Consider the following 11,203-nt stretch of genomic DNA (forward strand, 5'->3'; position numbering starts at 1 on the left):
CCAAGAATCCTTTTTTGGCCATTTTAAGGATGAAACTAATATCAAACAATGCAAAAATCTAAAAGAACTTAAAAAGGAAATTAGAAGCTATATTACTCATTATAACAATACAAGATATCAACGGGATTTAAAGAAGATGACTCCTGTTCAATACAGAAATCATCTTCTTAGAGTGGCTTAGTGTCCCTCTTCAATGTGTCCTTGACATAGGGTACAGTTTACTGTCCCTCTGTCCCAACTGTGATACTGTTAAAATTCCCCTTGTTTTTCAAGGTAGCAGTAATAGCTGCCTTCTCTTTGAATTCCTAGTATATTTTCAACAAATGGATGATGGATCTGCTTGAGACCGTTTGATCTAGCAAGAGAAGTCACTTTTGGTGACGAAGGACATTGATAAACTAGTTTTTCAAAGCCGAGATGACCACCATGATCCCGTAACCATTGCATTACAGTATCACCTTTTTCCCACTGATCAAGGTTGAATTGCTGAACAACTAGAACTGGATAATAGCGCATTTCATTTTTGCAAAAAAACAATTCTGATTTTAGAGTTAATCGTGTAAATGATGCAGAATATGTTGATGCTTGGAAGGTGAAATATGGATGTTCGTCACTAGTTACAATGAAAGCTCCATGACTGCACTTAGACAAGATGTGTCGTAGTGGCTGAAGAGAGTTTGACGCAAACGGGACAATATTTGGTACAGGTATTTTTTTCAACCGTTTGTTGCGGTGTTGTTGTAAACCTAATTTTCTACCCCATTTCGAATAAGCTTCGTCTAATTTTCGTTCGATTGGCATATTTAATGATAAATTCCTCATCTCATCCTCCCACTGTATTCGTTCGTAGATTTATTGAAAAGTATATAGGATTGTCCATACCAAATGTGTTGAATGGCGTCGAGAACTCTCTTCTAGTTGGTGACAAATTGTGCGTGTTATTTTGGATTTTTAGGTGAACTTGCCAAATTTATGGTTAGGACATCGCTTATTTAGGAGGTGAACTTACTATTTTTGTAGTTTTAAAAAGGAATTTTACTGTTCTTGTCGAAAGAAATGGGACAGCGGGACAGGTACCTTGTCCCAATGTTAATGAAAATAGAGGGCAGTTAAATCGTAGCATTGGGACAGAGAACCTGTCCCTGTGTCCCATAACTAAGAATGATGCGAAGAACTGGTGTAGAGTGGGACGCGGTACCTGTCCCCATGTCCCATGGTAACATTAAAAAAATTAAATTTATTTATGCTGGTGCCGAATATATTATTGATAGGTGAGTTAAATGAAAGCGTTACCAAGCGTTTATTAGCAATTATAGAAGTATGATTTAACTATAAGTCACTTGACAAAGAGTCAGTGATTTTTCTAATAAACAAATAACAACATATACATAGTGTCAATAGTAATCAATTTGAAGGGGAGGAAAAAACGTATGGGAAAAAGTAAACACCAAGGTCCGATATCTATTTCAAAAAAGCCTACTCCAAAGCATTGGGTAAGTCCTATTCCATTCGGGTTAGGAAAAGTAAAGCCTAAACATATTAGAGATACTCTGAAAGTTGTCTGGGAGAATAAAGATAACTTACAATATGCAAAAAATATCCTTACAAAAGGAGTATGCGATGGCTGCGCTTTAGGTGTTTCAGGTCTTCAAGATCAAACGCTTAAAGGAGCCCACATGTGTACAACACGATTAAATGTTTTACGTTTAAATACAATGCCAAATATAAAAGAAGAAATTGTTCATGCTGATATTGATGAGTTGAAAAAGTATAGCAGTGCAGAACTCAGGCAATTAGGTCGAATCCCATACCCATTAATTCGTAAATCAGGAGAAAGAAAATTTTCACGGATTAGCTGGGAAGATGCCATGAATATGATTGCGAAGAAGATCAAAACATTAGATCCCAAACAGTATGCCTTCTATTTAACTTCTAGAGGAATTACGAACGAATCATACTATGTAGCAGGAAAAGTAGCACGCTTTCTCGGAACAAACAATATTGATAACGCCTCCCGCATTTGCCACTCTCCATCAAAAACTGGTTTATATCGATCCATTGGTGTTGGGGCAAGTACGGCCAATTATCAAGACTGGATTGGGACAGATGTACTTTTATTTTGGGGAAGTGTTGCCTCCAATAGTTCACCAGTTTCAACGAAATACATGTTAGCTGCAAAGAAGAAGGGAACAAAAATCATTGTTGTGAACCCTTATAAAGAGCCAGCGATGGAAAAATATTGGGTTCCTTCTAATCTAGAATCTGCTTTATTCGGTACTAGAGTTGCCGATGATTTTTACCAAGTAAACATCGGTGGAGACATCGCCTTTATGCATGGAATTATGAAGCATTGGTTTGAAATGGAAGAAAAAGTCCATGGCTCAGCGATTAACCATGATTTTGTTCAAAACCACGTAAAACATTACGAGGAGTTAAAAGCTCACGTCAAAGCACAATCGTGGGATGAGATTGTAAAATCATCAGGTATTTCAAAAAATAGAATCATAGAGTTATCCGAGCTTTTAGCAAACAGTAAAAACGCAGTGTTCGCATGGGCTCTAGGGTTAACGATGCATTCATTTGCAACTGATAATATTTCACAAGTCGCGAACCTAGCCCTTTTAAGAGGCTACATCGGTCGTAAATATAATGGTGTCATGCCTTTTAGAGGTCATTCGAGCGTACAGGGTACTAGTGAAATGGGCTGTGACCCATTTGTTTTACCAGGTGGTGGCTGGGATGCAAAAAATGTGAAACGAATTGAAGCCCTCTGGAAGTTTAACCTTCCTAAATGGCAGGGCGATATTTTAGGAGTTTCCCTTGAAAATGCCCTATTGCCCAAAGATCATGCTAGAAAGCTGAAGCTCTACTACATGAGTGGTGGTAACTTTTTAGAAACGATGCCTAATCCATTATTTATAGAGAAAGCTTTATCACAGTTAGATATTCGTGTTCACCAAGATATTATTTTTAATACATCAACGTTAGTGGATGCAAAAGAAGCTGTGATCGTCCTGCCGGCAAAAACACGCTATGAACAAGAAGGTGGGGGAACCTCTACATCAACGGAACGGATGATTTATTTTTCACCAGAAATTGAGGGTAATAAACAGGTAGTGAAAGAGGCACGAGCAGAGTGGAAAATTTATATTGATCTAGCAAAGCGTGTAAAGCCACATTTTGCAAGTCTCATAGATTTTAAGGACGGTCATGCGATTCGGGATGAAATCGCCAAGGCTAATCCGAATTATGATGGTGTTCAATTTTTGAAGAAGCAAGGCGATGTGTTCCAGTGGGGTGGGGCATGGTTATGTGAGGGAGGTATTTTCCCTACTCCCGATGAAAAAGCTAATTTAATTACAATCGAAATTCCTAAGTTGCAAAAGTCCGACGGTCAATTTTATGTCATGACTAGAAGGGGAAAGCAATTTAATTCAATGGTATATAACGAAATTGATCCATTCAATGGTACAGAACGGTATGACGTCTTAATGAATGAACAAGATGCAAAAGAATTGAATATTATAAAGGGTGAACCAATTGTCGTTTACAATGAGCATGGTACGTTCCAAGGGAAAGCTCATTTTGCTCATATTACTAGGGGCAATATTGGACTTCATTTTCCAGAAGGTAATTTTTTAATTCCAAAAGGGATCTATGATGGGCCATCCGGTATCCCACAATTTAGTGTCGCTGTAAAAGTTGAAAAAGCAGAACGTTATCATGCAAAAAAAGATATAGATTATTTAGAAAAGCGGATTGAAGATCTAGAAACAGAGGTTAACTAAAGGAGGCGCATCTCCATGAACACTGATTTAATGATAAATCGTGGAATTATCAAATATAATGGTAATGCTTTCGAAGAAATTGATGATGTTATCGCAAATGAGTACCCATTAACAATCATTGTGGACGGGGATGAATTTGCGACAATGGTATGTACCCCTGACCACTTAGATGAATTAGTCATTGGCTTTTTAGCTTCAGAAGGGATCATTCGTGCCATTGAAGATATTGCTGCTTTATCCATTAATGAAGATCGTGGCTTTGCTTATGTAGAATTAGTACAAAAACAGACGATGAGCAAAGATTTTTTTTCAAAAAGATTCATTGGCTCTTGCTGCGGGAAAAGTAGACAATTTTATCTTCATAACGATGTAAAGACAGCGAAAACGTTTATGAAGCAAATTGAAATATCTGTCTCGCAATGCTTTAACTTAATGACAAAAATGCAAGAGCAATCCACAGCCTTTCAATTGACTGGCGGGCTTCATAATGCTTCTCTTTGTACGAAGGATCAAGTCCTTCTATCAAGATCTGATATAGGCAGACATAATGCTTTAGATAAAATTTACGGATATTGTTTAAAAAACAAACTTTCGATCACTGACATGATGATTGCATTTAGTGGAAGAATTTCATCTGAAGTTTTGTTAAAGGTTTCAAAAATTGGAGTTGGCATTGTTCTATCAAAGTCCGCACCAACAACATTAGCCGTAAACTTAGCGAATGACTTAGGCATTACAGCAATTGGTTTTGTTCGCGGACAAAGCTTAAACGTCTATAGCCATCCAGAGCGAATCGTTTCCTAAAAGGCGCCTTTTTCTGCGGTGGGTGCCAGGCACCCTTCGAGTCATAGCATTGGGACAGTGAACCTGTCCCTCTGTCCCAGCTTATTTCGTTATTAACTTTTCAAAATACTTGCTTCCGTTTTCTTCTTTTTCTTCAAAGCCCATTTTTCTTAAATAAATTATATGGTCATTGTTGGACGAATAGCTAATTAACCTGTTATAGCCTCTATCTAAGAAGTGATCTTTACTTTCTTCGTAAACAAAGCTTCCAGTTTTAAAATCCCTATACTCTGGGATAACAAAATCTAGTTCTACCTTTAACGTGTTTTCATCGTATCTTGAACCTAAAAACACACCCGCTGGCACCATATTTCTTAAAATGTAAAAGCTAACGTCGTACGTGTTTGCTTTAAGCTTAGAAGGATCTATGTACTTTTTGAGGCCTTCTTTATAGAAATTTAGGAAATGCTTAAAATACTCGGAATCACTTTCGATTGAGAGTATTTTAAAGTATTCATTTTTAGCACTGGCACTATAAATTTTCACAAGATAGTATATGTTAATGATGGCGATACCTAAGTTCATTAATCCAACTGGTAAAGCGCCTATCAAAAATCCATATAGTGAAAACAAGCTAGAACCTAATAAATTAATCCATCTTAGCTTAATAATTGAACTCATTAATAAAGAAATAAGGACAATAAGGGAAGCTAAATACCCTAACCATTCTAACCAATTTAAATTCATTCTTCTTAAACCCCTTTTAATAAGTTTTGAAAAAATAATTATAACACAATATGACCAGGCATAATCTGTAATAGTTTGTGAAAACTGTTAGATAAAATACATCTCCAGTAACATGTATCTTGTCCCCTTTAAAATTAAGCAATAAATCATTGTAGTTCTTTTTCTGTTTTTCAGGGTAGCCACGGTAGACACCCTTGGAGTACCCATAGTAAAAATACTGTTCTTTGTTGTTGGTTTTTTATGGTAATATCATTTTAACGGAGCTTACCATGGGACAATGGAACTTGTCCCATTCTTAAAGGGTGGATTAGCAAAAGGAAAAGTAGAGGGACAAGGGGACAGGTCCATTGTCCCAACGTTTAAGAGTATAGCGGTTCGTTAAGTCATAGCATTGGAACAGATAACCTGTCCCCCTGTCCCATTAACAAAAGGAAAAGTGTGAAGAGGCTATATAGTGGAGTGAATTCAATGAAAAAAGGATTTTATATAGGACTTGGTTATTTTATAGGAATAAACATTGCAAGTTGCCTTTTGTATAAAGAATTAAATTGGCAAGGTCTCGTCAGTGGTGTTATTGGTTTAGTTATTATTCTTATACTCTCGTCTACTTTGAAAAAAAATAAGTAGATTTTATCTTTAACTATAAATTTGGAGTCTATGAATTTTATATTGTATTGGAGAATACTCGTTCTATTAGTATTGGTTTTTCTCTATGGAAAGGATGTAATCCCACTTGATATTTTTTTATCTGCTCTTACAGGTATAGTAGTTTTTTTATGGTATTCCGACTTTAAAATAAATGGCTAAAAAAGAGATGATGTTTTCAGCCAACAATGAGCAATAGTTGAGGAGCTGTTGTTGGTGTAAAGAGATATTATGGAAAAAATATTCTGTGAGGGGGAGGTATATTGAAAAAAAAACTATCAATTACTAGTGTTGTAATTTTGGTTTTGTTAGGAATAGTATTGATGTTTTTTCAGTTTAAACAAATGGAAAATACAAGGTTGTTAGAGGAAAGAAGACAAGAGGTAAAGGATAATTTAGTAAATCATTTAAGCGACTTTAATCCTACTCTCGATGCTTTTGTTGATGATGATTACAAAACTACAATTGCTACTCAAGTTAGTTCAGAAGGCTTATGTGAATTTGAAAGAGGGTTGGCGAAAAACCAATCTCCATTTGGGAATTATATAGTTAAATTTGATTTGAAAAATATGGAGTTGATTTCTGAAGAATTAATAGTTACTAACCCTAAATATTCAGAACAGTGGCTAGAATTTAAAGAAGCCAATAAAAATTGATTTTACCAAAGATGAGCGCTTTTTAAATAAGCCGTTGTTGCAGTTGTGGCCCGAACGAGCAGTTTCAGAAGGATATCTTAAAAATTAAAGGGGACTAGGGGTACAGATCACTGGTCCCCTGTCCCAACGTTTAAGAGAATAGTCAATCGTAAAGTCAAAGAATTGGGACAGAGAACCTGTCCCTCTGTCCCGCGAGTCATGATCATTTTTAGGTAAGAAAGGAATTAAGATGTTCAAACTAATCACTTATCTAGTTATTTTTATAGTAGTAAACTTCCTTTTAATTAGTCAAATGCTAGAATTTCAAAAACTAAAGAAATTAAGTGAAGAACAGGCCATGGAACTATCAGACAAAACTAGGAATTCAATTAGAGCAGGAATTGTAAATGTGATCCCAATTAATCAAGTGAAAGATTATACAAAGTTAAGTGTTATGGGCGTGGTTTTAGGAATTTTCGTAATTCTAATGGCTGTATACAAGGAAGAATTCATCTCTTTTGTCGTGTTTTTCTGTCTATTGCCTTGCTACCTTCTAAATAGTTACGGTAGGCTCTTTGAAATATTACCAAATGGACTTATTCTAAATACTCGCTTAGTTAAATGGCAGGAAATGAAATCATTCCAGCTTATTCAGATAACCTCAAGTCATAAATATTATGGTTTTGATTTGGAAATAAACAATACAACTGAGTTATTGATTAAACTGAATAACAAAAGGAACTCTACTATTTCATACACTATTACGGATATAAACGTAAGAGATGATTTAGTTTCCTTTCTTGAAAAAAACGGAGTATCCAAAGAAATCGGATAGTCATAGGGACAAGGAACCTCTTGTCCCAACGTTTAAGAGTATAGTCGATCATTAAATTCATTGCATTGGGACAGTGGACCTGTCCCTCTGTCCCATAGGAGGTTAGACATGAAGTTGAGTATAGAAGGGCAATCGAAACGAAATAAGGTTAGGAAAATCATAGTTAGTATAACGGCAATAGTAATTCTACTTAGCATGATCGTTTTAGCAGCAATTCCACCACTTGGGGGAAATGATTAACCAAGCCGTTCAGTTTGATACGGTCTATGAATCTAGCGACTTTGGTATAGAGTCAAAGGAATTAAGTCTAACAACAGAAGACGGTTACCGAATATCAGCATTCCAAGTCGATGTGAACAGTCCCAAAGGTATCGTTATTTTTATCTCAGGTATCCATAATCCATCGGTTACAGCCTTTTTTGGTCATGCAAAACTGTTAAGTGAAAACGGATATGCCTCAATTCTTTATGATATGCGAGCGCATGGCAAGAGCGAAGGGGAGGTAATTAGCCTAGGTCATCTAGAAACATTGGATACCCAGGCAGTCGTGGACTATATTCGATCTCAGAAAAAATATAGTGACCTTCCTATCATTGTTTATGGTCTATCAATGGGTGGAGCCGTTGCCATTAATTCAACAGGTCAAATCCCTGAAATATCAGGGCTGATTAGTATATCCGCTTATTCATCTTGGGAAGACGTTTTTATTGAAAATATGGCTTTATCAGGAGCGCCGAAATGGTTAACTATAATTCAGAAACCTTTTGTGAAGCTGTATACCGTTTATAAATATGGATTGAATACAGCAGATATTTATCCTAAAAAGCAAATTGAAAATTTAGGCGATAGGCCTGCCTTAATTATGCATTCTACTGAAGATTCACAGATAGACATTTCTAATTTTGAACGAATAATAGCTCAAGCTCCTAGTCATGTGGAGACTTGGACACGAGATGGTGATTATCATTTTTTTACCACCGATTTCTTACACCCCGAAAATGATAAGGAATACGCTCAACGTGTGTTGATGTTTCTCGATAGTCATTTCAGTGATTAATGGGACAACGGGACAGTCCCAACGGTTAAAAAACTAGTGAACCGTTAAGTCCTAGCAGTGGGACAGTGAACCTGTCCCACTGTCCCATATATATATTTGGCAATAGGTAAGGGGGAAAATAGATTGTATAACGAAATGTATGGTAGCTTCAGTTCAGCCATTTACACCTTATTATTTTGGTGGGTGGTATTTCTCTTATTCCAAAGAATAACAAATCGCTACCCTAAAAATAACAGTTGGAAAAAAGATATCATTCTAACATTTATCCAAAGCTCTATTGTATTAATCTTACTTCCTATAATAGCAAATTTTATTAGACATTAAATTGAATAACAAATTAAGCTGTTTCTCTCGTGAAATGGCTTTTTATACTTATATGATAAAAAATAGGATAAAGAAAAACAAAAGAATGACATTGTTCGTATTTTTTCTAATTGTGAAGTTTTGATGATTGTAGGATATCTAACGATCGCTACTTGAATTACTGAGGCAAAAATCATAACAACTTTAAAAATCTATTCCTCCAGTCCTCTGCAAGGGCATCAACTGTCAGTATTTTTTCAATTGATGCTTTGTCTTCTTTTTGGTGAAAAAGAATTTGTGTCGCAAAAAAAACGGATATTTCTTTTGCGTGTCTTTCCATGAGAGTTATTTTGGAGTCGAACATAATGGTTCCCTCTTCCAATACCCGAAAAAAGTAGCCCGTTAGATTGGTTTCAATCACTTTCTTTAAAAGTTGCTTTTCCTCGTTATAATTGGAGATAGTTACACAAGGTACCCTTCCTTGTGTGATTTGAAGAATAGTATCTCCTATCTTAAAAATGTCACCAATACAAACCTGTTCTTCCATCATCCCTGTTACAGTTAGATTTTCCCCAAAAGCAGGTAGAATAAGCTTTTGCTGGAATCCCTCTTCCCAATAAGAGTAATGCTCGAAGGGATACAAACATACGACACGGTCTGGTCCCCCGTGAAATTTTGGGTTTGCAACATCATCGCCAACAATTCCGTTTTTTTCTACCCTAAAAGCTTGTACGGTCGATTTCCCTATTCCAGAAAGTTGTTTTTCATTATGCCAATGGTATTCCTTCGGTTTTCCGACAGCTAAATTAATAATTTTACGAGTCATTTGAATTTACCTCACTTCTACAGATTCCAAACTCAATATAAATTGTAATTTTCAATAAAACATTGAAGACAGTGGCTCGCACTTAACTTTTTTCACTAAATGAATTCTCGATGGAATGAGCTCTGTATTTTATATAAAAAGTGTTGTTCTAAATGAGCGACGATTTTACTAACGACTTATTCCTGGTTAATAACTTGTATTATTTTACCAGATTTTGCGTCAATACTCATATAAAACTTGCAATCTTCTTTGCAGGAGCTGTTTTTATCATAATATGTTACAACCCAAATGTTACTTGGCTTTTCAAGTTTGGCGCTAAACCCTGTAAAGTTATCTTCACTTCCATGGTATGATCTTGCAATGCTAATAGCTTGTTCTTCAGTTTTAACTGCTTGGCTAGTAAATAAAAAAAATAGAATTACTAGTAATAGTAAAAAAATTATAGTTATCATAACTTTTTGCATAGGAGCACTCCCAACGTTAATTTCTATTTACCAACTTTGGTGTCAAATGGAACCATATCTTCTTGCTTCTATTTTGAATGTCCCTGTTTTAGACACTTAACTTGCAGTTCGGTAAAGGAGACAGGTACCTTGTCCGATGTATCGGCCAATCCTTATTTTTTATGATAGAAACTTGGCCTCGGCTTCTCCGATTTCTTTTCAATTGAAAAAGGAAAGAAATAAAAAATGATAATCAATAACAATAATGAGCTTAATATTGAAAACCAAAAGCTAAAAAGTATATCTAAATCGAACAATGGAATTACATATACGCTAGGTAAATTAATAAATAAAAAGATAAATATAAAATCCATAAATCTCTTTTCTACTTGATGTTCCGTTCCGCAGCTTTTACAATATGTCGCTTTTTTACTAAAAGGACTTCTGATTTCTTTCCTCGCAAATTTCTGGTCACAATCCACGCATTGGGTATTTCTTTTTTTATAACGATGAATCACATAAACAATAAAGGCGGCAATCGTGAAAAACAGAATGAATTCATCGGGAATTTCAATAGAAAAAATCATAAATAGCACATTATCCCTCCTAAATTACGAGCTACCTAATAAATGTATTCGCTAGATATTTTAAATGTCCTTTAGGTCACAAAAATTTGATGAAGTTGATGAAAAAGATCTGATGATTTAGATAAAAAGGAAAATGGTAGTAATTTAATTAAAATTATTAAGTAGATTACCTATCTTTAACTAAAGACGTACGAATGCAGAACAAGAGTTTTCGACTTTCCTTGTTCAAGTAACCGAGCAAGAGCGATAGTTGAATTAGGCTATCGCTTTTGTTTGTTAAAGTGAAACAGAATATTCTCTAAATTTCTTTAAAGTTGAAACTTTTCAATTAATATTCCGTATATTAACTATCCTAGGGGGTGAATTAAATGAGGTGTAGATTGTTAGCCATATGTTTACTGTTGTTGAGCCTTATTATAATAGTTGGTTGTTCGATTAGTATGGAAACGACTGATACTATTGAAAGTAGCAAAATGCTTGTATTTGATAAATTAATTTTGAGCCACTTTTTAAGCGTTTGATCACATAAAAAATGAGCCACATAATTTCCAATT

13 protein-coding genes are annotated in these 11,203 nt (G+C 35.3%); 8 read left to right on the forward strand and 5 right to left on the reverse strand.

All coding sequences use genetic code 11. From position 1 onward, the window contains the following. The coding region (locus ACK4M9_RS22230; RefSeq protein WP_409854967.1) for an IS3 family transposase at positions 1 to 181 on the forward strand (181 nt) is incomplete at its 5' end. A gap of 68 nt (positions 182 to 249) precedes the next feature. Here the strand turns inward: ACK4M9_RS22230 and ACK4M9_RS22235 are convergent. Further along, complete coding sequence (locus ACK4M9_RS22235; RefSeq protein WP_409854968.1) at positions 250 to 822, reverse strand: hypothetical protein; 573 nt, start codon at positions 820 to 822, stop codon at positions 250 to 252. Positions 823 to 1,430: 608 nt separating this feature from the next. On the opposite strand from ACK4M9_RS22235, the gene ACK4M9_RS22240 reads away from it, so the two are divergent. After that, a complete protein-coding gene (locus ACK4M9_RS22240; protein WP_409854969.1) occupies positions 1,431 to 3,788 on the forward strand; it encodes an FdhF/YdeP family oxidoreductase in 2,358 nt (785 codons plus the stop codon). A gap of 15 nt (positions 3,789 to 3,803) precedes the next feature. Then, on the forward strand, positions 3,804 to 4,592 hold the full coding sequence (gene fdhD / locus ACK4M9_RS22245) for a formate dehydrogenase accessory sulfurtransferase FdhD (protein ID WP_409854970.1): 789 nt from the start codon (positions 3,804 to 3,806) through the stop codon (positions 4,590 to 4,592). Positions 4,593 to 4,673: 81 nt separating this feature from the next. Here the strand turns inward: fdhD and ACK4M9_RS22250 are convergent, their stop codons facing one another. Next, a complete protein-coding gene (locus ACK4M9_RS22250) occupies positions 4,674 to 5,318 on the reverse strand; it encodes a hypothetical protein (RefSeq protein ID WP_409854971.1) in 645 nt (214 codons plus the stop codon). A gap of 468 nt (positions 5,319 to 5,786) precedes the next feature. Here ACK4M9_RS22250 and ACK4M9_RS22255 point away from each other — a divergent pair, with 468 nt between their 5' ends. The 5 genes from ACK4M9_RS22255 to ACK4M9_RS22275 all read left to right on the forward strand — a co-directional run bounded on the left by ACK4M9_RS22255 (position 5,787) and on the right by ACK4M9_RS22275 (position 8,490). Further along, on the forward strand, positions 5,787 to 5,945 hold the full coding sequence (locus ACK4M9_RS22255; RefSeq protein ID WP_409854972.1) for a hypothetical protein: 159 nt from the start codon (positions 5,787 to 5,789) through the stop codon (positions 5,943 to 5,945). A gap of 281 nt (positions 5,946 to 6,226) precedes the next feature. Continuing rightward, positions 6,227 to 6,619 carry a hypothetical protein gene (locus ACK4M9_RS22260; protein WP_409854973.1) on the forward strand — a complete coding sequence of 131 codons (393 nt, stop codon included), beginning with the start codon at positions 6,227 to 6,229 and terminating at the stop codon, positions 6,617 to 6,619. 229 nt (positions 6,620 to 6,848) lie between these two features. Next, positions 6,849 to 7,433 (forward strand): hypothetical protein, encoded by a 585-nt coding sequence (locus ACK4M9_RS22265; protein ID WP_409854974.1) that lies wholly within the window; start codon positions 6,849 to 6,851, stop codon positions 7,431 to 7,433. Positions 7,434 to 7,541: 108 nt separating this feature from the next. Beyond that, entirely contained in the window at positions 7,542 to 7,673 is a 132-nt protein-coding gene (locus ACK4M9_RS22270; RefSeq protein WP_409854975.1) for a hypothetical protein, read from the forward strand. Further along, positions 7,666 to 8,490, forward strand: a complete 825-nt coding sequence (locus tag ACK4M9_RS22275; RefSeq protein ID WP_409854976.1) for an alpha/beta hydrolase — start codon at positions 7,666 to 7,668, stop codon at positions 8,488 to 8,490. The genes ACK4M9_RS22270 and ACK4M9_RS22275 overlap by 8 nt, the downstream gene beginning before the upstream one ends. A 496-nt stretch (positions 8,491 to 8,986) precedes the next feature. On the opposite strand, the gene ACK4M9_RS22280 is transcribed toward ACK4M9_RS22275, so the two are convergent. The 3 genes from ACK4M9_RS22280 to ACK4M9_RS22290 all read right to left on the reverse strand — a co-directional run bounded on the left by ACK4M9_RS22280 (position 8,987) and on the right by ACK4M9_RS22290 (position 10,649). Further along, positions 8,987 to 9,619: an MOSC domain-containing protein gene (locus ACK4M9_RS22280; protein WP_409854977.1), complete on the reverse strand. Its 633-nt coding sequence runs from the start codon at positions 9,617 to 9,619 to the stop codon at positions 8,987 to 8,989. Positions 9,620 to 9,795: 176 nt separating this feature from the next. Next, the gene (locus ACK4M9_RS22285) at positions 9,796 to 10,083 is read right to left on the reverse strand and encodes a hypothetical protein (protein WP_409854978.1); all 288 of its coding nucleotides are present in this window, start codon (positions 10,081 to 10,083) and stop codon (positions 9,796 to 9,798) included. Positions 10,084 to 10,235: 152 nt separating this feature from the next. Then, the gene (locus ACK4M9_RS22290) at positions 10,236 to 10,649 is read right to left on the reverse strand and encodes a TIGR04104 family putative zinc finger protein (RefSeq protein WP_409854979.1); all 414 of its coding nucleotides are present in this window, start codon (positions 10,647 to 10,649) and stop codon (positions 10,236 to 10,238) included. Positions 10,650 to 11,203 lie beyond the last annotated feature (554 nt).

The organism is Anaerobacillus sp. (genome assembly GCF_046314235.1).
Lineage (GTDB): Bacteria > Bacillota > Bacilli > Bacillales > Anaerobacillaceae > Anaerobacillus.

Excerpts from the sequence above, each read along its gene's own strand:
- ACK4M9_RS22235 (WP_409854968.1), bottom strand. The coding sequence starts at position 822 with ATGAGGAATTTATCATTAAATATGCCAATCGAACGAAAATTAGACGAA.
- ACK4M9_RS22240 (WP_409854969.1), top strand. The coding sequence starts at position 1,431 with ATGGGAAAAAGTAAACACCAAGGTCCGATATCTATTTCAAAAAAGCCT.
- fdhD (WP_409854970.1), top strand. The coding sequence starts at position 3,804 with ATGAACACTGATTTAATGATAAATCGTGGAATTATCAAATATAATGGT.
- ACK4M9_RS22250 (WP_409854971.1), bottom strand. The coding sequence starts at position 5,318 with ATGAATTTAAATTGGTTAGAATGGTTAGGGTATTTAGCTTCCCTTATT.
- ACK4M9_RS22255 (WP_409854972.1), top strand. The coding sequence starts at position 5,787 with ATGAAAAAAGGATTTTATATAGGACTTGGTTATTTTATAGGAATAAAC.
- ACK4M9_RS22265 (WP_409854974.1), top strand. The coding sequence starts at position 6,849 with ATGTTCAAACTAATCACTTATCTAGTTATTTTTATAGTAGTAAACTTC.
- ACK4M9_RS22270 (WP_409854975.1), top strand. The coding sequence starts at position 7,542 with ATGAAGTTGAGTATAGAAGGGCAATCGAAACGAAATAAGGTTAGGAAA.
- ACK4M9_RS22275 (WP_409854976.1), top strand. The coding sequence starts at position 7,666 with ATGATTAACCAAGCCGTTCAGTTTGATACGGTCTATGAATCTAGCGAC.
- ACK4M9_RS22280 (WP_409854977.1), bottom strand. The coding sequence starts at position 9,619 with ATGACTCGTAAAATTATTAATTTAGCTGTCGGAAAACCGAAGGAATAC.
- ACK4M9_RS22285 (WP_409854978.1), bottom strand. The coding sequence starts at position 10,083 with ATGCAAAAAGTTATGATAACTATAATTTTTTTACTATTACTAGTAATT.
- ACK4M9_RS22290 (WP_409854979.1), bottom strand. The coding sequence starts at position 10,649 with ATGATTTTTTCTATTGAAATTCCCGATGAATTCATTCTGTTTTTCACG.